This is a genomic window from Actinoallomurus sp. NBC_01490 (genome assembly GCF_036227085.1).
In the GTDB taxonomy this organism is placed as follows: Bacteria; Actinomycetota; Actinomycetes; order Streptosporangiales; family Streptosporangiaceae; genus Actinoallomurus; species Actinoallomurus oryzae.
Window position 1 is genome coordinate 10,650,828 of sequence record NZ_CP109433.1, and the last position, 20,189, is coordinate 10,671,016.

Annotated in this window: 23 protein-coding genes and 1 pseudogene; 14 read left to right on the forward strand and 10 right to left on the reverse strand. The window is 70.9% G+C overall.

The window, feature by feature from the left end; all coding sequences use genetic code 11:
• Window positions 1-106 precede the first annotated feature (106 nt).
• Window positions 107-277 (reverse strand): DUF5670 family protein, encoded by a 171-nt coding sequence (locus OG417_RS49055; RefSeq protein WP_329245129.1) that lies wholly within the window; start codon window positions 275-277, stop codon window positions 107-109.
• 177 nt (window positions 278-454) lie between these two features.
• Here OG417_RS49055 and OG417_RS49060 point away from each other — a divergent pair, with 177 nt between their 5' ends.
• Window positions 455-1,168, forward strand: coding sequence for a hypothetical protein (locus tag OG417_RS49060; RefSeq protein WP_329245132.1), 714 nt, complete (start codon window positions 455-457; stop codon window positions 1,166-1,168).
• 65 nt (window positions 1,169-1,233) lie between these two features.
• On the forward strand, window positions 1,234-2,271 hold the full coding sequence (locus OG417_RS49065; RefSeq protein ID WP_329245134.1) for an NAD-dependent epimerase/dehydratase family protein: 1,038 nt from the start codon (window positions 1,234-1,236) through the stop codon (window positions 2,269-2,271).
• A 207-nt stretch (window positions 2,272-2,478) separates the two neighbouring features.
• Here the strand turns inward: OG417_RS49065 and OG417_RS49070 are convergent, their stop codons facing one another.
• Both OG417_RS49070 and OG417_RS49075 read right to left on the reverse strand, forming a co-directional pair.
• Window positions 2,479-3,252: a SigB/SigF/SigG family RNA polymerase sigma factor gene (locus OG417_RS49070; protein WP_329245136.1), complete on the reverse strand. Its 774-nt coding sequence runs from the start codon at window positions 3,250-3,252 to the stop codon at window positions 2,479-2,481.
• A gap of 309 nt (window positions 3,253-3,561) precedes the next feature.
• Window positions 3,562-4,425 carry an NAD(+)/NADH kinase gene (locus tag OG417_RS49075; RefSeq protein WP_329245139.1) on the reverse strand — a complete coding sequence of 288 codons (864 nt, stop codon included), beginning with the start codon at window positions 4,423-4,425 and terminating at the stop codon, window positions 3,562-3,564.
• Window positions 4,426-4,555: 130 nt separating this feature from the next.
• Here OG417_RS49075 and OG417_RS49080 point away from each other — a divergent pair, with 130 nt between their 5' ends.
• The 3 genes from OG417_RS49080 to OG417_RS49090 all read left to right on the forward strand — a co-directional run bounded on the left by OG417_RS49080 (window position 4,556) and on the right by OG417_RS49090 (window position 8,280).
• On the forward strand, window positions 4,556-5,596 hold the full coding sequence (locus tag OG417_RS49080; RefSeq protein WP_329245142.1) for a TetR/AcrR family transcriptional regulator: 1,041 nt from the start codon (window positions 4,556-4,558) through the stop codon (window positions 5,594-5,596).
• A gap of 114 nt (window positions 5,597-5,710) precedes the next feature.
• Window positions 5,711-7,702: a protein kinase domain-containing protein gene (locus OG417_RS49085; RefSeq protein WP_329245145.1), complete on the forward strand. Its 1,992-nt coding sequence runs from the start codon at window positions 5,711-5,713 to the stop codon at window positions 7,700-7,702.
• Window positions 7,703-7,872: 170 nt separating this feature from the next.
• Window positions 7,873-8,280: a DUF2795 domain-containing protein gene (locus tag OG417_RS49090; RefSeq protein ID WP_329245149.1), complete on the forward strand. Its 408-nt coding sequence runs from the start codon at window positions 7,873-7,875 to the stop codon at window positions 8,278-8,280.
• Window positions 8,281-8,336: 56 nt separating this feature from the next.
• On the opposite strand, the gene OG417_RS49095 is transcribed toward OG417_RS49090, so the two are convergent.
• The 5 genes from OG417_RS49095 to OG417_RS49115 all read right to left on the reverse strand — a co-directional run bounded on the left by OG417_RS49095 (window position 8,337) and on the right by OG417_RS49115 (window position 12,273).
• Window positions 8,337-9,527, reverse strand: coding sequence for a S53 family peptidase (locus OG417_RS49095; RefSeq protein WP_329245152.1), 1,191 nt, complete (start codon window positions 9,525-9,527; stop codon window positions 8,337-8,339).
• A 424-nt stretch (window positions 9,528-9,951) separates the two neighbouring features.
• The gene (locus tag OG417_RS49100; protein WP_329245155.1) at window positions 9,952-10,332 is read right to left on the reverse strand and encodes a DUF5709 domain-containing protein; all 381 of its coding nucleotides are present in this window, start codon (window positions 10,330-10,332) and stop codon (window positions 9,952-9,954) included.
• An 11-nt stretch (window positions 10,333-10,343) separates the two neighbouring features.
• Window positions 10,344-11,309: an LLM class F420-dependent oxidoreductase gene (locus tag OG417_RS49105; RefSeq protein WP_329245158.1), complete on the reverse strand. Its 966-nt coding sequence runs from the start codon at window positions 11,307-11,309 to the stop codon at window positions 10,344-10,346.
• A gap of 93 nt (window positions 11,310-11,402) precedes the next feature.
• Window positions 11,403-11,693, reverse strand: coding sequence for a WhiB family transcriptional regulator (locus tag OG417_RS49110; protein WP_329245161.1), 291 nt, complete (start codon window positions 11,691-11,693; stop codon window positions 11,403-11,405).
• Between the two features lie 118 nt (window positions 11,694-11,811).
• Entirely contained in the window at window positions 11,812-12,273 is a 462-nt protein-coding gene (locus OG417_RS49115; RefSeq protein ID WP_329245163.1) for an SRPBCC family protein, read from the reverse strand.
• Window positions 12,274-12,450: 177 nt separating this feature from the next.
• On the opposite strand from OG417_RS49115, the gene OG417_RS49120 reads away from it, so the two are divergent.
• The 6 genes from OG417_RS49120 (at window position 12,451) to OG417_RS49145 (ending at window position 16,521) form a co-directional block, all read left to right on the forward strand.
• Window positions 12,451-12,693, forward strand: a complete 243-nt coding sequence (locus tag OG417_RS49120; RefSeq protein WP_329245165.1) for a hypothetical protein — start codon at window positions 12,451-12,453, stop codon at window positions 12,691-12,693.
• Window positions 12,694-12,824: 131 nt separating this feature from the next.
• Entirely contained in the window at window positions 12,825-13,166 is a 342-nt protein-coding gene (locus OG417_RS49125; RefSeq protein WP_329245167.1) for a hypothetical protein, read from the forward strand.
• Window positions 13,166-13,654, forward strand: a complete 489-nt coding sequence (locus OG417_RS49130) for a hypothetical protein (RefSeq protein ID WP_329245170.1) — start codon at window positions 13,166-13,168, stop codon at window positions 13,652-13,654. The genes OG417_RS49125 and OG417_RS49130 overlap by 1 nt, the downstream gene beginning before the upstream one ends.
• 1 nt (window position 13,655) lies before the next feature.
• Complete coding sequence (locus OG417_RS49135; protein ID WP_329245173.1) at window positions 13,656-14,447, forward strand: Fpg/Nei family DNA glycosylase; 792 nt, start codon at window positions 13,656-13,658, stop codon at window positions 14,445-14,447.
• Window positions 14,448-14,675: 228 nt separating this feature from the next.
• Complete coding sequence (locus OG417_RS49140) at window positions 14,676-15,914, forward strand: serine/threonine-protein kinase (RefSeq protein WP_329245175.1); 1,239 nt, start codon at window positions 14,676-14,678, stop codon at window positions 15,912-15,914.
• A gap of 97 nt (window positions 15,915-16,011) precedes the next feature.
• Entirely contained in the window at window positions 16,012-16,521 is a 510-nt protein-coding gene (locus tag OG417_RS49145; protein ID WP_329245177.1) for a DUF1360 domain-containing protein, read from the forward strand.
• A 247-nt stretch (window positions 16,522-16,768) separates the two neighbouring features.
• Here OG417_RS49145 and OG417_RS49150 read toward each other — a convergent pair whose 3' ends face one another.
• Complete coding sequence (locus OG417_RS49150) at window positions 16,769-17,242, reverse strand: DUF732 domain-containing protein (RefSeq protein WP_329245180.1); 474 nt, start codon at window positions 17,240-17,242, stop codon at window positions 16,769-16,771.
• Window positions 17,243-17,800: 558 nt separating this feature from the next.
• Here OG417_RS49150 and OG417_RS54715 point away from each other — a divergent pair.
• The 3 genes and pseudogenes from OG417_RS54715 to OG417_RS49160 all read left to right on the forward strand — a co-directional run.
• Window positions 17,801-18,277 (forward strand): annotated as a pseudogene (locus OG417_RS54715) (M14 family zinc carboxypeptidase); the annotation flags it as partial.
• 15 nt (window positions 18,278-18,292) lie between these two features.
• Window positions 18,293-18,523, forward strand: coding sequence for a hypothetical protein (locus OG417_RS49155; protein ID WP_329245182.1), 231 nt, complete (start codon window positions 18,293-18,295; stop codon window positions 18,521-18,523).
• Between the two features lie 422 nt (window positions 18,524-18,945).
• A complete protein-coding gene (locus OG417_RS49160; RefSeq protein ID WP_329245185.1) occupies window positions 18,946-19,089 on the forward strand; it encodes a hypothetical protein in 144 nt (47 codons plus the stop codon).
• A 19-nt stretch (window positions 19,090-19,108) separates the two neighbouring features.
• Here the strand turns inward: OG417_RS49160 and OG417_RS49165 are convergent, their stop codons facing one another.
• Window positions 19,109-19,942 carry a Rieske (2Fe-2S) protein gene (locus OG417_RS49165; protein ID WP_329245188.1) on the reverse strand — a complete coding sequence of 278 codons (834 nt, stop codon included), beginning with the start codon at window positions 19,940-19,942 and terminating at the stop codon, window positions 19,109-19,111.
• Window positions 19,943-20,189: the final 247 nt, after the last annotated feature.

The window sequence follows — 20,189 nt, forward strand, 5'->3', positions numbered from 1 at the left end:
GCCGATAAGCGCGATAACCGCTTTTGACAGAAAGAGTCAGGAGGCCCGTCACGGATGTGACGGGCCTCCTTGCCGTGTACTGCTCTGTTATGCACTCACGCGTGGGCTACCAGCGATACCACCGGCCGCGCGAGCCCGACGACCCGGCACTGCGGAAGACGAACCCGAGCAGCCAGAGGACGAGGACGATGATCGCGATCCACCAGAGTGCCTTGAGGGCGAAGCCCGCCCCGAACAGGATCAGGGCCAGCAGGAGTACCAGAATCAAAGGAACCATTTCTCATTACCTCCCGGCCAACCCGTTACCCGCGTTCGAAGGGTTCATGCAACCCGCTTGAATCATTTCCGCCCGTTTCCGCCCCGGCCTGAGCCGATCACGACGGAAACGTTTGTGTTCGGCGTCCGGGGTAGCGGGGCGAGGATGAGAAGGCAGGAGGAAGGGCGTCACGGTGTCATGGATGAAGACCTCAGCTACAGCATGGAGGCGCGGGTGCGGGTCGCGTTGTCGGCCAGCGCGGCCGAGATCAGCGCCCTCGCGACCTCGCTCGTACCCACCCACGACGAATACGGCTGCCCGCGCGGCGAGCTGGCCGAAGTCTCCGGGCGGCTGGTCGCCGGCGCCACGGAGGCGCTGACGTACGCCGTCGCGTGCGAACGCCGGCGCGGAACGAGCTGGGAGCGGATCGCCGAGGTCCTGGACGAGGACGTCGCGGCGGTCCGGCGGCGGTTCGAGGAGCCGGTGGCACGGCTCGACCGCACCCTGGTGGATGCCTGGCTCGACCCCGATCGGTCGGGGCACCTGCCCGAGGGCGCCGACGACCCCGCCGGGCGGGCGGCACGCCTCGACCGGTGGCTGACCGGGGACTCCCGGCTCGACGACGCGTTCCGGCACCATCCCGACTCGGAGATCCGCGAACACCCGGTCAGCTCCGGGCTGGCCGTCATGTCCCTGAGCGAGCACTACGAACTCCTCGCCTCCGCCGCCCGTGTGATCGACGAGGAAGGCCATGACCGCGAGGCGACGATCAGCCTGCACCGGCGGCGGATCGCCCTGCTCGAATGGCTGCTGGCCGAGGAGCTCCTCGACCCCGAGATCGGCGAGGACGTCGACGAGGACACCCTGCGCACCCTCCTGACGGCGGCCCGGCGCCGCCTGGCCCGATTGTAGCCGCCCCTCGGTAGGTCCGTACGGCAGGCACTCATGACCAGGGCGATCCGGGGTAGCGGTCCTGTATGAGGATCGTCATTCTGGGCGCCACGGGCAACGTCGGTTCGAGCACGGCACAGGCCCTGGCGGCCGACCCGGCCGTCACGTCCCTGGCGTGCCTCGCCCGGCGCACTCCGGACCTGGAGTTGCCGAAGGCCGAGTGGACGGCCGCGGACGTCACCACGACCGACCTGGTCCCGCTCTTCCGCGGCGCCGACGCCGTCGTCCACCTCGCCTGGGCCTTCCAGCCCACCCACGACCCGGCGGCGACCTGGCGCACCAACGTCCTGGGCAGCCGGCGGGTCTTCGACGCGGTGGCCGCGGCGGGCGTGCGCTCGCTGGTGTGCGCGTCCTCGGTCGGCGCGTACTCCCCCGGGCCCAAGGACCGGGCCGTCGACGAGTCGTGGCCGACCGACGGCTGGCCGGGCGCCTCCTACACACGGGAAAAGGCGTACGTGGAGCGGATCCTGGACACCTTCGAGGCCGAGCATCCGGGCATCCGCGTCGTACGGCTCCGCCCCGGGTTCATCTTCAAGCGGGAGGCGGCGCAGGAGCAGCGCCGGATCTTCGCCGGGCCGCTGCTGCCCAACGTCGACGCCCGCGCACTGCCGGTCGTCCCGGACATTCCGGGCCTGCGGTTCCAGGTGGTGACCACCGCGGACGTCGCCGAGGCCTACCGGCTGGCCGCGCTCGGCGACGCTCACGGCGCGTTCAACGTCGCGGCCGACCCGGTGATCGGCACTCCCGAGCTCGCCGAGCTGCTGGACGCACGGCCGGTACGCGTCCCCGCCCGCCTCGTACGCGCCGCGGTCGCGGCCGGCTGGTGGCTCAACCTGCTCCCGGCCTCACCGGGCCTGTTCGACGCCCTGCTGCGCCTGCCGATCATGGACTGCTCCCGCGCGCGTGACGAACTCGGCTGGACGCCGCGCGGCAGCGCGATCGACGCGCTGGAGGAGTTCGTCATCGGCCTCCGCGAGGGCGCCGGCACGGTCACGCCGCCGCTGGCCGCCCGATCCGGCAGCCGGGTCCGCGAACTCCTCACGAGCCGCCGGCCGCTGTCCTAGAAGGTTCAGGGACGCATCAGGGACGATCCGGCGCCGACGCGGCGAGCGGTGCACGGCCCCGACGGTGCGTTCGGCGACGTCGCCGCCGCGCACGCGCTCGGGGACGGCCGCCGCGGCAACCGTCCCCGAGCTGACCGGCGCGCTGGTGGTCTCAACGCACCGGCTTGGTATTCGCCGCTACCCGCCCCGGGCCCGTCGATTCATCCCTCACGAATCCTTGAGCAACTCGGCCTGGAGCTGGGCGAGCGTGCGGGAGATGAGCCGCGACACGTGCATCTGCGACAGGCCCATCAGGTCGGCGATCTCGGTCTGCGTCTTGTTGCCGTAGAACCGGTACAAGATGATCATGCGCTCCCGCTCGGGCAGCTTGTCGAGCAGCGGGCGTACCGCGATGTGGTCGACGGCGTCCTCGATCGCCGGGTCCTGCGCGCCGATCAGCTCGCCGAAGGAGTCGGCGTCCTCCTCGTCGCCCACCGGCGTGTCGAGTGACATCGGCCGGTAGGCGTCGAAGGCGCCGATCACCTCGATGGCCTCCTCCTCGCTGATGTCGAGGACCTCGGCGATCTCCGGCACCGTCGGCGCGCGGTTGTGGTCGCGGAAGAAGTCACGCCGGGCCTCACGCATCGCCAGCCGCAGCTCCTGCAACCGGCGGGGCATGCGCAACAGCCACGTACGGTCGCGAAAGTGCCGTTTGACCTCACCGGTCATCGTCGGGCCGGCATAGGCGAGGAACCGCTCCCCGCGCTCGGCGTCGTACCGGTTGATGGCCTTGACCAGGCCGAGCATCGCGGCCTGTTGTACGTCCTCGATGGGCTCGTCGTACTGGGCGTAACGCCGGGCGATGCCGCGGACGATCGGCATGTGCATGCGGACGAGTTCCGCGCGGATGTCCTCGCGCCGTGGATCCTCCTGCGGCAGGCTGCCGAGCTCGCCCAGCAGAGCCTCGGCGTGGCCGTCGTCGTAGTCGATCTGGGTCGTCATGTGATCTCCCAGGAAGAGTTGCGGGACTAGCGGTACGCGCTGTTGTGTCGGGCGGGCCGCTAGGTCTCTTCGCCGGGTCGCCGGGCCGAGACTACGATCACCGGTCGCATGCGCAGCCGTCACCTCACGTTCGTCGGGGCACGTGAGGGCCACGCTGCTGGACCCTTCGTCCGGCGCCGGGCCGGATCGGTATTCCACCGCCTACCCGGTCCGGCGTTGGTCAATCCGACTAATTCCGCCCGTTCCACGAAACCGCTGCCGGGCGGGTCCGTCTCGAAGCCGGAGACGGCGGGGCTGCGGGGAGAGGCCTCAGTCGACCTCGGCGCTGCCGCTCACACGGAGCTTGCGGCGCGCGCGTTCGTAGAAGGTCGTGCCGCCCAGGCGCACGACCTGGGCCGCCGCGGGCAGCGCGGTCACGGCCAGCCGGTCGCCGGCCGACATCTGGGCGACGACCGCGCCGTCCACCTCCACGGCGAGGTCGCCCGAAGCCGGCAGCAGGTCCAGCGCCACCGCCTCGTCGGCCGAGAGCATGATCGCCCGGTTGAACGCCGAGTGCGCCGCCGCCGGAATCACCAGGAAACCCTCCACCGTCGGGGAGACGATCGGGCCGCCGGCGGAGAAGCTGTAGGCGGTCGAACCGGTGGAGGTGGCCACGATGACCGCGTCCGCGGCGTACCGGACGAAGGGGTGGCCGTTCACCGACACCGACAGCGCCGCGAGCCCGTCGCCCGGGATCCGCACCAGGGCGATGTCGTTGAACGCGGTCACGACGCGCCCGCCGGGCAGTTCGGCGCATACCGCCATGCGCGGCTCGACCTGGTAGTGGTGCGCGTCGATCGCGGTCAGCGCGCCGGCCAGGCCGTCGACGTCGATCTCCGCGAGGAACCCCAGCTTGCCCAGGTTCACACCGAGCACCGGCGTGGACGGCCCCGCGGCCAGCCGCATGGTACGCAGCATCGTGCCGTCACCGCCCAGGCTGACGAGCAGGTCGGCCCGCTCGATCATCTCCTCGGGCGGCACCGCGACCGCGCTGCAGTCGATCCGGCCGATCTCCTCGGGCAGTCCGAGAACCGTCCCGCCCCGGGTGGCGGCCCACTTGAGGATCGCGTCGATGGCGACCTCCGAGTCGCGCTTCGGGTGCAGCACGAGCCCGAGCGTGTTCACCATGCCCATGCCCGAAACTGTACGAGCCGCCGGGTGGTTCCCGGGCCGCCGCCTCGCGCCGGGGCTTCCGGATGGCGACATAATATGGCCGCACCATCTGGCGACGAGGCGTACGGCGTCCGCCGAGCGGGAGGAACACGTGGCGCGGCTCACCAGAGCGGAGACCCAGGAGCGCAACCGCGCCAAGGTGCTGGCCGCCGCGCGGGAGGAGTTCGCCGAGCGCGGCTACCGCGACGCCAAGGTCGACCGCATCGCCGAACGCGCCGAACTCACCCGCGGCGCGGTCTACTCCAACTTCCCCGGCAAGCGTGCTCTTTACTTCGCCGTGCTGGCCGACGACGCCGAGCGCGCGCCCCGGCCGGAGCGGCCGGGCCGTACCCCGTCCGAGGCGCTCGGCGCGTTCGCCCGCGCATGGCTCGCCCGGCTCCCCCTCTCCGGCGGCGAACCCGGCCGGCTCGGCCTCGAGCTCCTCCCCGAAGTGATCACCGATGACCGGACCCGGCAGGCGTTCGCGCAGCTCACGCGCCTCGACGCGCTGCTGCTCGGCCTCGCTCTCGAAGAGCTGGACGGCGGCGCGCTCCGCATGGTCCGGGCCGCGGAGACGGCGCTCACCACCCTGCACGGGGCGAGCCGCCTCGCCGCGGCGGCGCCCGGGTTCGTGGAGCCGTTCACCGTCGTCAGCGCCTGCGAGCGGCTGACCGACCTGGACCTGGGCGACGGCTGGCCGCCACCGCACCTGCCGTACACCCCCGACGCCCGCGCCGTCGACGAGCCGTGGGCCGCGCCGCCCGTGGTGGACGCCGTACGCGGCGAGCCGGCCCGGCTCGACGGCGACGGCGTGGTGGCGATCCTCGGCCTGCACCGGCTCGGCGCCGCCGAGGAGGCCGTACGCGCGCTGCCGCCGGGAGAGACGGTCACCGTCGTCCTGGTCAGCGGCGATCCGGGCGAGCTCGCGCCGCTCGCCCGGCTCACCGTCGCCGACGTGTGCGGCTGCCTGCGCCAGGCGTTCCCGTCTCCGCCGGCGCCGCGGGTCGTGCACGACCCGGCGGGCACGGTCGCGGCGGCGGCGGGCGTCCCGGCGGTGAGCGACGTCACCGAGACCGCGATCCGGGTCCGCGCGGGCCGGATCGTCGCCCGCGCCGACGGCCACGGCGCCTGCCACGCGGCCGCCTCGGTCTGAGAGACCGCCCGGAAAAAGCGCTCTTTCTCCTATGATCGCCACATTCGCCGTTGATCGCTAAAGTGACCCCGAAGGGGCCGGGGCCACCTCCGACAAGCGCGTGTGGGAGATGCGATGGAGCCGCTCGCGCCGGGGGATCCCGCGTCTGCCGGTCCGTACGAGCTGGTCGGCCGCCTTGGCGCGGGCGGGATGGGGCGGGTCTATCTCGGCCGTGACACCGCCGGCCGGCAGGTGGCCGTCAAGGTGGTACGGGCCGAGCTCGCCGAAGAACGTGACTTTCGCCGCCGGTTCGCCCGAGAGGTCAAGGCCGCCCGCGCGGTCGACGGCCGGTACACCGCCGCGGTGCTGGGCGCCGACCCCGATGCCCCGACCCCGTGGCTGGCCACCGCCTACATTCCCGGCCCCTCGCTGACCGACCATGTCGCCGACCACGGCCCGATGGGCGAGGGTGAGCTGCGCCGGCTGGCGACGGGCCTGACGCACGCCCTCGCGGCGATCCACGCCGCCGGGCTGATCCACCGTGACCTGAAGCCGTCCAACATCCTGCTCGCCGCCGACGGCCCTCGCGTGATCGACTTCGGCATCGCCCGGGCGGCCGAGGCCAGCGCGCTGACCCGCACCGGCGCGACGATCGGGTCTCCGGGATACATGTCCCCCGAGCAGATCGACGGCAGGCCGGTCCAGCCGTCCAGTGACGTGTTCTCGCTCGGCGCGGTCCTCGCGTATGCCGCCACCGGCCGCTCCCCGTTCGGCGCGGGTGCGACCCCCGCGTTGCTCTACCGGGTGGTGCACAACTCCCCTGACCTGGCGGGCGTGCCCGCCGCTCTGCTGCCGCTGATCACCGCCTGCCTGGACAAGCGGCCCGAGGCCCGCCCGACGATCCCCCAGATCCTGGCCACCGTCGTCCCCCCGGCGACGGTCGCCCCGACGGTCGCCGAGCACACCGGCACGCGCGTCGCCACCAGGACGCTGCCCGCGGCGGCGCCGGTGCTCAGCCGCCGGCGCGTCCTGGCCGCCGGCGGCGTGGCCGCGGTCGCCGTGACCGCCGCGGTCGCCGCTCCCGCGCTGCTCAGCGAGGTCCGGAACCGAACCGGGATGAAGCGAGGAGGTCCCCGGCCCGTCAACACGCGTCAGCCGCGCGTGGCCTGGAAGATGGTGACCGAAACCGACACCGGCGGGGTCGCCGCCAGCGTCGATGTCGATACGGTCTTCGTGGTCAGGCGCGAGGGCGATTACGTGCTGTACGGCCTGGACCCCACAACCGGCGCGCAACGCTGGACGTGGACCAGTCCCACCAAGATCAACGGCATCGTTGAGGACCAGGGCATGATTTTCGTGTCCGCCGGGTCCCGCATCCACGCGATGGACGGCCGGACGGGGAACAGGGCGTGGTCTGCCCGGCTGAGCACCTCCGTCTTCGGCGCGTCGTCCGAGGGCGTGGTCGGGTGGGACGCGGACGCCGACACCCCGACGCTGGCCTTCCTGAATCGCAAGGACGGCGACCGACGATGGACCTACCGCGCGGGCGCCGGTGCCGACACCACCGGCATCAGCGTCTCCGGCATGGTGGTGGCCTTCAACGACCACGCCGTGGCGGGCGCCGTCCAGCACCTTCACACCGTCGATGTGACGAACGGACACAAACGGTGGCTCTTCACCGCCGCCACGGCCCTCGGATCTCCGCTCGCCCTCGGCCAGCAGGTCTTCGTGGGCGAGAGCGGGTCCTTCCATTCGCTGGACGCCTCGATCGGCACGGTCGGCTGGACCGCCCCGTTCGGGCAGAACACGGCGCCCCCGGTGACCGACCTCCTGTCGGTGTACGTCATCGACCGCAGCGGCGGCACGCTGCACGCCCTGGACGCCGTGACCGGCGTGGAGCGTTGGAAATTCGAAGGCCGCGAGCTCCGGGGCGTCTGGGGACCGGTCAACGACACCGTCTACCTGGCCGGCTCTGACGTGGTCTACGCTCTGGCCGCCCAGACCGGGCACCCGGTGTGGAGCCATCACGCGACCGGACCGCAGCAGGTCGTCGCCGCCAAGGCCGCCACCGTCGGGGTCGTGTGCTTCACCGGCGGGATCCGCACGCTGTACGGCCTCCAGCCGTGACAAGCCGGTCCAGACGGCCCAGCACCAGCCAATGAAGATCGACGTCCTGCTGGGGACGGCCTGCGGTCTCGCCGTCGTGAGAGCCGCCCTGGCTCCGGCGATCCCCGGCGGACCGGATGAATGATCTCCCTCGTACGGGTATGGCTGCGTGTGTGACGGAAGGAGTGGTGATGGGCGACAAGAGCGACAAGCACGGTGCCCGGCTCGACGACGAGCTCCGGCACGAGACCGAGGGCCTCGTACGCGGCGGCGGTCCGACGCATGCCGAACGGGACCACGATCCCGAACCGGTGGAGACGGACGCGGGCCGAGATCCGACGGTTGCGGGTTCGTCGCGCACCGTGGGCAGCCCGCCCGGCATGTCCGCCGGCGACGTGGCCGCCCGTAGCGAGTTCGCCAAGGCCCTGGCCGGAGCGCGGTACCCGGCGACACCGGAACAGCTGTCCGCCCACGTGGCGGGCGAGGGCGCGCCGGACACGGCGGTGAGGGCGCTCGGCGACCTGCCGAAGCGGGAGTACGACGGCCTCCGGGACGTGATGGACACGCTCGGCTACGGCCACGAGACCGAGAGGTTCTGAGCGGGCGTACGGAAACGGGCCCGGCGCGGCGCCGGGCCCGTTTCCGCGTGCGTGTCTCAGAAGGCTCCGGTGCCGTTCGGCGTGCCGAGGCCGGTCGGACCGTCCCAGCCGGTGCCCGCCTTGCACCACTTGGTGGTGGAGCAGCTGCCGTTGCTGCCCGAGGTCACGTCGAACAGTGACGAGGAGTGGGTGTAGGGGTAGTTGTTGTCGATGTTCGCGGCGTTGCCGGCCAGGCCGTACACGCCCGCGATGACCGGTGCGGCGACGCTGGTGCCGCCGAAGACCATCCAGCCGCTCTGGCCCTGGTAGGCGGTGCTGTCGTAGACGGCGACGCCGGTGGCCGGGTCGGCCACCGCGGAGACGTCGGCGACGGCGCGGCGGGAGCAACCGGTGAGACCGGACTGGCCGCTCAGCGCGGTGTTGTAGCTGGAGCAGCCGCTGCCGGCGCCGCTCCAGGCGGTCTCGGTCCAGCCGCGGCTGTTGCTCGCGGTCTTCAGGGAGGTGCCGCCGACGGCGGTCACGTAGTGGGAGGACGCCGGGTACTCCACGCCGTAGCCGGAGTCACCGGAGCTGACCGTGATGGCCTTGCCGGGGTGGTTGTAGTAGGAGCCGTAGCTGGAGTCGGAGGCGTCGGAGCCGCCGTAGCTGTTGCTGATGACGTTGGCGAGCCGGGCCGCGGTGTTCTCCGCGGTGCCCAGGTTGGCGAAGGACGCGGAGCTGGCCTCGACGAGGACGATCTTGCAGTTCGGGCAGACCGCGGAGACCATGTCCAGGTCCAGGGAGATCTCCTGCGCCCAGCCGCCGTCCTTCTTCGGGTAGGACGTGCCGCCGTTCTGGTCGACCTTCTTGAAGCAGCCGTTCGCGGTCGTGCAGGCCGGCAGGCCGTACTGGCTGCGGTAGACGCCGAGGTCGGCCTCTGCGGTCGGGGCGTCGTACGCGTCCACGATCGCGACCGTCTGGCCCGAGCCGGCGCTGGAGGACGGCAGCTTGTAGGCGCTCTGAAGGTTGGCGGGCGAGAGGCCGGACGGGGCGGCGGCCGCGGCACGCAGGGTCGTCGTGCTCGTGGCCACGTCGTTGCGCACGAGGGCGTTACAGCTCGCGTACCCGGCCCGCGCCGTCGCGCACGAGTGGTGGAAGGAGTGGGAGACGGCCGGCGCCTGGGGCGCGGCGTCGGCCGCCGAGGACAGGAAGGGGACCAGGGCGAGAACCAGTCCGCCCAGGATGGTCCCGGACACGCGTCGTCGCATGGGCTCTCCTCAGAGCTGGCGGGGGAACGACGAGCGAATCCTGACATATAAGGCATCGCGCCATGAAGTACTAAATTCAAGCCGGATTTGCGGCGAGTTGGGCACTTCTGTCAGAAGACGGTCGAGGCCGCCGGCCGCACGGCCAGGGTGAGGAGAGTCAAGGATTGGCAAAGTCACCTGATGCGGCGCCGTGCGCTGCGTCGCTCGTCAAGGCGGCACGATCGCCGGCAACCGCGATTGACGCTTCCTGTCAAGCGAAATCAACGACGGTGTCGGACCACTGTCGGCCAGGAGCAGCGGCGGTCGCGTGCGGAAAAGCGCGGTCAGAAAGCCCATGGAGACCGCGCCCGTCGGACGGACCTTCCAGAACATGCCAGGGCCGCCCCGACGTCCGGAGACAGGGGGCGGCCCGGTGGTCGTCCGGTCAGCCTTCGCGTTCCACCCGGATCGCGGCCTCCTCCGCGGTGAAGCCGCCCGTGTCCGGGCCGACGTCCTCGGCGACCTCCTCGCTCTCGGTGTCGTCGCGTACGCCTTCGTCCTGCTGGACCAGCCGTCCCGCGCCACGCGGGGTCTCCGTGGCGCCGCGGGCGCCGACGTCGGGCTCCTCGCGGCTCAGCCGGCCGTCCAGCGACTCCCCCTCACGCTCCTCCTCGGCGGTCGTACCGAAGTCCTCCACCGCCACGGGTTCGTCGCCGGGCACGGGCGCCTGCTGGGGATCCTCGGCCCACTGCTGCTCGGGATAGCCGTCCTGCAGGTCCGGAATCCCCTGTTCCTCCAGCTCCGAACGCGGATCACGGTTCGTCATGTCGGGCCCCCTCAAAGGGATCGCAGGGCCGGGAGGAGTTCACGCTCCGCCCAGCCGAAGAATTCGTCCTGGTGGTCGGCGCCGATCTGGACGAGGGCGATCTCGTCGAAACCGGCGTCGACGAACGGCTTGATCTTGCGGACGTGCTCGTCGACGTCCGGGCCGCAGGGCAGTTGCTCGGCGACCTGCTCGGGCGTGACGAACTCCGTCGCGGCCTCGAAGGCGGTCGGGCCGACGAGGTCCGCGTTGACCTTCCAGCCCAGTCCGAACCAGCGGAACTGCTCATGGGCGCGCTTCACCGCGGCGTCGCGGTCGGCGTCGTAGGCGACCGCGATCTGCCCGACGCGGGGCTTGCCCGCGCCGCCGGCCGCGTCGAACATCTCGCCCAGCTCCCGCTTGGGCTCCGTCGCGATCATGAGGTCGGCCTTCTCGCCGGCGAGGCGGCACGAGCTCTTGCCGGACACCGCGACGCCGATCGGCACACGGGTCTCCGGCAGGTCCCAGAGCCTGGCCTGCTCGACGTCGAAGTACTCGCCCCGATAGGCGACGTCGCCGCCGTCGAAGAGCTTGGAGATCACCTCGACCGCCTCGGTGAGCATCTCGTGGCGTACGCCCGCCAGGGGCCAGCCCTGCCCGACGACGTGTTCGTTGAGGTTCTCCCCCGCTCCGAGCCCGAGCCGGAACCGCCCGCCGGACAGGATCTGCACGGTCGCCGCCTTCTGAGCCACCACGGCCGGGTGATAGCGGACGATCGGGCAGGTCACGAACGTCATCAGCGGGATCCGCTCGGTGGCCTGGGCGGCGGCGCCGAGGACGGACCACGCGTATCCGGAATGGCCCTGCGAGTGCAGCCAGGGCTGGTAGTGGTCGCTGATCACTGAGAAGTCGAAGCCGGCCCCCTCGGCCGAGCGGACGTCGCGCACCAGCTGGTCGGGAGGTGCCTGTTCGCACATCATCGTGTATCCGAAAGCGGTCATCTCGGCGTTCCTTCCCTCCTCCGTGCTACGGGCGCCTGCCGGTACGGCCCGGTACGGCGAGCCCTACCCGGGCACGCCTCACGCATTCGAGGGTTACGGCCGGGTCCGCATCTTCAGGCGGCGGCGCCTGCGGGCTCTGATCAGGGACCGGCGCTGCTGCTCGGTGCGCCCGCCCCAGATGCCGTGCGCGATGCGGTTGGCCAGGGCGTAGCGGAGGCACTCGGCCTGCACGTGGCACCCTTCGCAGATGGCGCGGGCCCGGTCGACCTGGTCGGCGCCGGCCTGGCTCGCGCTGATCGGGAAGAACAGTTCGGGGTCCTCGTCCCGGCAGGCGCCCTCGGTCATCCAGGGCGCGGGGGCCATGTCGATGAGCGTGGTGGTCATGATTCCGTCTCTCGGGGAAGATTCGCGGGCGTACCCGCTCGTCAGGTGGTGCGCGGGGCCGGAGCCGGGCGGGAGGGAGGACCGTCCCACGGTGAGGACGGCCTCGCCTCCCGATGAATCAGGGCTCCGGGCGGTCGACGTTGCCCCGCCAGGCGCCGGTCTCGCGGCCCCGGCGCTCGATGAACTCCTTGAACCGCTTGAGGTCGGACTTGGCCCGCCTCTTGAGCAGCCCCGCCTTGTCCGCGGCGGTCTCCAGGAACCCCTCGGGGTCGACGTCCATCTGCGTGGTGACACGCGTGGTGTCCGGGCCCGTGCGGTGGAACGTCACGACACCGGCGTGCTCCGGCCCCTCGGTGGAGTGCCAGGCGACCCGCTCGTCGGGGATCTGCTCGGTGATCTGCGCGTCGAACTCACGCGTCACCCCGGCCATCTTCACGCGCCAGTGCGTCATCGTGTCGGTGACCTGGTTGACCTCTTCGACGCCCTCCATGAACTCCGGGAACTCCGCGAACTGCGTCCACTGGTTGTACGCCGTATGGATCGGTACGTTGACGTCCACACTTTCGGTAACGGTACTCATCGTGTACCTCCACTGTTCGTGTTCGGGTACATGGCTCGCGCTACCCGGGCTCACCTGGGACAAACAGGACGTCCCAAGATCCCTCCAAGTTGGGCAAAAGCACCGCTGACCAGGGCGTTGGCCCGCAGGCGCCACGGTCGCTGAATCAACGTCCGCCGGAGGGGGTAGGGCGGGCGCATGACCGAAAAAGAAGAACTTGGCCACGAACCCGAAACGACCGACGACCGCCGGTTCGCCCCGGTGAACCGCGGATCGGACGCCCGCGGCCGTACCGTCCCGCCGGAAGAGGAGGGCATGTCCCGGCAGGAGGACGAGGCGGGCGGTACGGGAGTGCCCGGCGTGGACGTGGGGCACCCCGACGCGTTGCCGCCCGACGACGAGGGCGTACGCCGGGCGGAGGAGCACGACGACAGCCGGTGAGCGGCCGGCCTGGGTCACCGTCGGTGAATCTCTCGGAATCGAGATTGATCGCCTCCGCCGCGGGTAACGAGAGCCTCCGGCCGGTCAGCGGCGCCCGCTGACGGCGTCTCACTGGTCGAGAGGTGGTGACCATGGCGGTCCGCCGGCAGCACACCGAGTCCGTCGAAGAGGTCCGTGTCCGGTTGCTGGCACGGTTTCCGCACGAGGCCGTCGAGGTGAACCGGCAGTTCGACCTCGCGATCGCGTGCGCCGACCACCTCGGTGTCCGGCTGACCCCGCAGATGCTGGAGAACCTCGTCGTCGAACGTCTCCAGGCCAAGGCCGCCTCCCGGCCGGCCCCGGTCCGCATCTCCCCGGCCGTCCCGCTCGTGTGCCGTGGCCCGCGCACCCCCGACGCCGGTTCCCGCCGGCCGGGTAGCGCCGCGCCGACGCGGGGAGGGAAGCGAACAACGTCGTCCACGGGGGATGCATGATGAGAGACCACCTGATCGCGGGGGTGCTGGCCGGAGCGGCCGGCACGGCGGCGCTGAACGCCGTCACGTACATCGACATGGCGGTGCGCGGGCGGCCCGCCAGCGACATACCGGAGGAACTGGCCGGCCGCGCCACGGACTGCGCCGGCCTGGACCTCGGCGACGAGGAGACCGCCGCGAACCGCCGCCAGGGACTCGCCGGCCTGCTGGGCATCGGCGTGGGCGTGGGGGTGGGCGCCGCGTACGGCCTGCTGGACGGCCTGGTCGGCGGCACCCGGTCCTCGGCGGGCGAGGTCGCGGCGGGCGCACTCGCCCTCGGCGTCGTGGCGATGCTCGGCAGCGACACCCCGGCCACCGCCGCGGGCCTGACCGATCCGCGCGACTGGCCGGCCTCGTCCTGGATCTCCGACGCGGTGCCGCACCTGGCCTACGGCGCGGTCGCCGCGATCGCCTACGACCGCCTGATCCGGCGCCGGTACCCCGGTTGACGTGCCCGAGCTGCCCGACGTCGAGGGCTTCCGCCGCGTCGTCGCCGACCACGGCACCGGCCGGCGGATCACCTCCGTACGGGTGGACGACCCGCAGGTGCTGCGCGGCGTCGGCCCGGAGAAGCTCGCCGCGACGCTGACCGGGCTGTCGCTCGGCGAGCCCGAACGCCACGGCAAATGGCTGGCGGTGCCGCTGTCCGGCGACCCGGTCCTGCTCCTGCACTTCGGCATGACCGGCGCGATGGTGTGGGACGACGGCACGTCACCGGCGCACGCCCACGACCGGGTGACCTTCGTCCTGCCCGACGGCGAGCTGCGCTTCCGCGACATGCGCAAGCTGCGCGGCATCTGGCTCGCCGCCGACCGCACGGACGCCGACCGGCTGCTCGGATCGCTCGGCCCGGACGCCCTGACGGTCGGCCGCGAGGAGTTCACCGAGGTCGTACGGGGCCGCCGTCAGGTCAAGGCGACGCTGATGGACCAGTCGGCCCTCTCCGGCCTGGGCAACCTGCTGGCGGACGAGATCTGCTGGCGTGCGCGCGTGCACCCCCGCCGGCGCGGCGACGACCTCACCGAGGCGGAGCTCGCCACGCTGCGCCGGGCCATGCGCCGTGTCCTGCGCGGGGCGATTCCGACGGGCCGCGTCCCCGGCCGCCGTACGTGGCTGACCGGCCGCCGCGGCGACCCGGACCCGGTCTGCCCCCGCTGCGGCGCCCGCCTGGCGCACGGGCGCGCCGCCGGCCGCACCACCGTCTGGTGCCCCCGCTGCCAGCCGGAGCCGGGGTCCCGCTGACGGAACCACCCGCGGCCCGAGATCCGCTCACGCGGGTTCTTCCGGAAGATCGTCGCTCTCCCGAATCATTCACACCTTTGACGACGTTCCGCTTGCGGATGACTGCGTTGCGTAGCACCATCGAGAGTCCCCAGACCTCCGAGATCGGTACGGTCGAAAGAGGCACACGTGAAGACACCAGCGCTATTCCAGGCTTTTCGGAACGACACTCTCCCCGCTGGCGCGCAGTTGCTCCAGGCCGAGGATCCGGTCGCGGTCGGTGGCCACCGGCTGGCCGGGCGGCTCAGGTCCGGTGGTGCCGGGCTCGTCTACGTCGCGCACGGGCGCGGCTCCGGGCTCGTGACGGTCAAGACGGCCCACCCCGGCGCCGCCGCCGAGCCCGAACCGGTCCGCGCCCGCCTGCGCGCGGAGGCGGCGTGCGCGCGGCGGCTGCCGTCCTCCTGTTCGGTGCGGCTGCTCGACGACGGCACGGATCACACCCCGCCGTACCTCGTCAGCGAGCACCTCGACGGTCCCTCACTCGAACAGATCGTCGACGTCAAGGGCCCGCTGGCACCCGCGCTGGTCACGGCGCTGGCCACCGACCTCGCCCAGGCCCTCTCCGCCGTGCACGCCGCGGGCGTCATGCACGGCGACCTGGCTCCCGGCAACGTGGTGTTCACCAAGAACGGCCTGCGCATCCTCGACTTCGGCGTCGCCGAGGACATCCCAGGCGATCCGGCCGAGATCGGCGCCGTCGCCGACAACCCCGGATGGCTGGCGCCGGAGCTGCTCACCGGCGGCACGCCCGGCCCGGCCTGCGACGTCTTCGGCTGGGGCTGCCTCGTCGCGTACGCCGCCACGGGCCAGAGCCCCTACCGCGAGACCACGCCCGGCGAGCCCGCCCGGTTCCGGCCCGTCGACACCGGCGCGCTCCGGCAGCCGCTCCGCGCCCTGGTCGACGCTGCGGTCGCCGAAGATCCGGCCGTCCGCCCGTCCGCCACCGACCTCGTCGTCCGGCTCGCCGCCCACGCCGAGCCGGACGATCTTCCGGTCTTGGCGGCGCCGGCCAGGCCGGCGACCATGCCCCCTCCCGTCGTGCCGCACCACGTACGGCCCCCGCGCTCGGGGCGGGGCCGCGCCCTCGTGTCGGTGCTGCTCGTGCTCGCGGCGATCATCATCGTGGTGCCCGCCGCCACCGAACGACCGGCCGCACCGCCGCCGCCCAGGCTGAAGGGCCCCGCCGCCCCGCCCGCGAAACCCCGTCCGCGGCGCTCCTCCAACGCCGCCGCCATCGCGCTGTACAGCCGTCCGCGCACGACCGCACGGCGCACCCGGCCCACCCCGCACCGGCCGCCGCGCCTGCCCGGCGGCACCCTCTGGATGTCCTGCTCCGGCAACCGCCCGAGCTGGTGCACGATGTCCGGCGCGCCGGACGCCTCTCCCCCGTACTCCGGCTGGCGGTTCAGCTGGGGCGCGGGCGGCTGAGCCGTTCGATCCGTCTGCCGCCGGTCCGCATCGGCACGCCCCGCATGGGGCAGGGCTTGTGGGGTAGCGCGGGCCGGGACGCCGGAAGGAGAGGACCATGAACACCGTGACCGACGCCGCCCGTCAGGAGCGACGTGAGTACAGCCAGGGCGAAGATCGCCCGCTGGGATCGTACGCGGCGACACTCGCCGTCTACGGCCTCACCGTCGGCGGCGGCGCGCTGGTCGCGCGGCTGACCGGACGGCGCCCACCCGACCTCGGTCTCCGGGACGTCACGCTGATGGCGATCACCACACACCGGATCGCGCGGACCCTCGCCAAAGACCCGGTCACCAGCCCGATCCGCGCGCCGTTCACCCGCTACGCGGGCGTGTCGGGTCCCGCGGAGCTGAAGGAAGAGGCCCGTGGCACCGGCGTACGGCACGCGGTGGGCGAGCTCATCTCGTGCCCGTTCTGCCTGGCTCAGTGGGTGGCGACCGCGTACGCCGCAGGCATGATCTTCGCCCCGCAAACGACCCGTTTCGCCGGCGCGACGGTCACCGCGGTGGCGGCGGCGGACTGGCTGCAGCTCGCCTACGCCAAGCTGCAGCAGTCGGCCGAGGGCTGATCGACCAGGGGCCTTGCGATCAGCCCGCACCGGGCAGGCGCACCCGGAGCCGAGCTGGGGGTGTTGCTGGAGCAGGCCCGTGGGCTGCTGACCGATCCCACACAGTCGATGCTGGAGTTCGGCGCCGAGCCGAAGCCGACGCAGGATGGGGGAGCCAGCTGATGTTCGCCAATCTCACCGAACCATCAGCGCTGATCGTGCCGCCGGTTGTAATGAGGGCAGTCTGCCGATCGGCATCATTGCCGCGCTAGGACCCGTACGCTGCGATCGATGCCGCGATGAAGGACTCGACGTGGTCATCTGCGACGTTGAAGTCTCTTACCGGCTGACGAAGCGCCTCGTCATCGGCCCCAGAGTCAGCCATCCCGGCGACCCGCCTGGCGACGTCGACAGCTCCTTGTTGATCATGTGCATTGATTCCAGCCTTTTGAATGGCCATCAAGAAAGCGGAGTCAGGCGCATACGGCGAATAAGCTGCGATCGACGCCGCAATGAAGGAGTCAACATGGTTATCTGCGACGTTGAAGTCTCTTACCGGCTGACGAAGCGCCTCATCACTGGCCCCAGAGTCAGCCATCCCGGCGACCCGCCTGGCGACGTCGACAGCTCCTTGCTGATCATGTGCATTGATCCCGACCCTTTGAATGGCCACGAGGAACGAATGATCGGTGGCTGTTTCAGCTGATGTCGTACCCGGACCGAGTATCGCGACGACGAACAACCCAAAGGCGGCAAGGATAGGCCCTAGCCTAGGATTAGAATTTGATCCCTTCCCCATGATTACGATCCCCTCCGATGGATGCCAGGCATCTCTTCATGACACGAGATCGAATCCGCTATATCGCTATGTATCGTTCCGAGGATAGCCACCCCGGTACGCGATTGAGTTCGCCTGCCAGCCTCCACTTGCCACATTGCATACCGTAATTAATCATGATGGTCGCTGACGCTCACAGCCAGGGTCGAAGGTCCCATTAAACGTGCCAAGTACTACGGGAAGGGTAAATCTTCCTTGACCCGATCGAGTCGAACTTACATTCGACCACCCCAGACGTCCCGTATGAGTACCCCCTAACGATCAGGCCACGCGGATCGCGACAACCGCATACAGATCCAGGAAACGCGAGAGCGAGGCGTGTCCAAAGCGGACGCGAATGTCGTTTAGGTGCACCTTCTGGGTACTGTCATTATTGTGGCCGATGGATGGGATGGCGCTCCGCCCGCGACCTCGCCGGATTACGCAGTCTGGCCGCTGGCTCTCGCACTGGCGCTGTCGCCAATGGCGGCGTGTGTTGCGTCCGGTGGCGCCGGCAAGCCACAGGAACGGCCTTCTGTTCATGGCGCCACCCCACGGTCCCCGAAGGTCCGACGTGCCATACCGCTTGGAAGGTCGGTCGGCGGACGCCTCGTCGTCGCCAACGAACTCGGCGATCCGGCCAGCCCGCGGAGGGTGCTGGTCGTCGGGTGCATCCACGGAGATGAATCGGCGGGCGTCGCAGTCGCCCGTGCTCTGGCGGCCGGCCCCACTCCGGCCAACGCCGACCTATGGGTGATTCCGGAACTGAACCCGGATGGGATGGCGGCTCGGACGCGAGGCAACGCCCACGGCGTTGATCTCAATCGGAACTTTCCCGCCGGGTGGCGTCCTCTCGGGCCGCCAGGATCGGCTGAGTTCGCAGGTAAAGGACCACTATCGGAGCCGGAGACCCGTTTGGCCGCTGCGCTGATTCATAGAGTCAGGCCGACCGTAGGGATCTGGTTCCATCAGCCTATGGCCGTGATCGACACCTCCCAGGGGCCGAAGGCTACCGAGCGGCGTTTCGCTCGCCAGGTGGGGCTGCCCGAGCGTTCGTTGACCGTCCATCCAGGTAGCGCCACTCGCTGGGAGAACATGACCGTTCCGAACAGTGCGTTCGTGGTCGAGTTACCAGCCGGCTCGCTGTCCACGGCAAGCGTACGTCGCTTTGTTTCAGCTGTCCGAGCGATCATTGCTTATGGCTAGTGTCATGCGCCTAAAGTCCGGCAGCAAAATCGTACTAGTGATTCGCTGATCGCTTCAGCGGTCTTGGTCCACATAAACGGCCAGCGCGCCACGTGTGCCGGTGTAGCGCCATCATCAGGTGCTACAGACGCCCATGAGGCGGCTTCGAACGCCTCGTCATCGCCGCCCTGAGCAGCGACCGTGCGCGCCACATCGGCCGCGAACCACTCACACTGACAGGCGCACGAGTTCAGTCGTCGTCGGCCCTGCGCCGTCCACGGTGTACTTGGGCGATGGCGTCATAGGCAGCCTTGCCGTTCGCGCCGCACGGATCGCCAAAAGCGGTCCACAGACAAGCGGAGTGTCACTCTCAGACTCATAGTGCGGAGAGCCCAAGCTTCAGGTGGCCGCTTTAACGAAATCAGGGAGCATGGCGATTGGCGGTGGGCTCTGCGAGGGAACTCGCCGCCATTGTGCTCTTCACACCGCGCACGATCCGCTTCGCCGGCGCGACGGTCACCGCGGTGGCGGCGGCGGACTGGCTGCAGCTCGCCTACGCCAAGCTGCAGCAGTCGGCCGAGGGCTGATCGACCAGGGGCCTTGCGATCAGCCCGCACCGGGCAGGCGCACCCGGAGCACGCCGTCCCGTACCTCCGTCTCGAACACCGGCTGCGGCGCGGTGGCCGGGCCACGGGCGACCGAGCCGTCGGACAGCCGGAACACGCTGCCGTGCCAGGGGCACGTGACGCATCCGTCGCTGATCTCGCCGTCGGACAGCGGCCCGGACAGGTGACTGCACCGGTCGGCCAGCACGTCGGCGTCCTCGCCCCGCCGCAGCACCAGCAGCGGCACCTCGCCGAGCATCCTGCGCACCGGCCGCCCGTCGGGTAGATCGTTCAACGTGCCGAGGTCGTGCCAGCCGGGCTCCACCAGGTGCGGCACCGGCTCGGCGTGATTGACCCCTCCGGCCTGGCGGAACGACAGGCGCCCGCCGAGCAGCGCCCCGATGCTCGCCACACCGAGACCCGCGTACCGCAGCGCCCTGCGACGCGCGGGCGTACGAGCGAGCAGCGACGCGCCGTACAGCCCGATCGCGGTGCCGTTCGCCAGCGCGTGCACGACACCGACCCGCATCTGCTGTTCGTGCTGCTCGGACCAGTCGGCCGTACCCGCCAGCACGGCGGGCGCCGAGATCAGCAGCCCGAACGCGGCCAGCCGCCGGGCCGCGTCGTCACCGCCGCGCCACAGGTCGAGCACCCCGGCGGACAGCCAGGCCCCGACGGAGGCCTGGACGAGCATCGGGTGAACGGGATGCCCCAGCCAGGTGCCGTGCAGAGTGTCACGCACGGGCCCGCGAGGCAGCCGCCGCGCCACCTTCTGCGTCGGCTCCACGACGCGATCGAGGACTTCCGCGTCCTCCAGCTTGTTAAGGATGTCCATGAGAGGCCGCTTCCCCCACGCCCGTGATCGAACCATCAGCGCCGTACGACCGGCGCCGCGCCATCGACACACTGCCGGGCGTTCATCGTCTTTCGGTGAGTCGTGAGGGAGGCCGCGATGACGTAGAGCGTGTCCCCAGGCTCACTTACCTGCAGTACTACCTCCTTAAAGTGGAGATACCAGGTGATCCGGTCATATCGAGATCGCCCGTCTCGTCCGCGTCGATATAATTTGGCCGTCTTGGCAG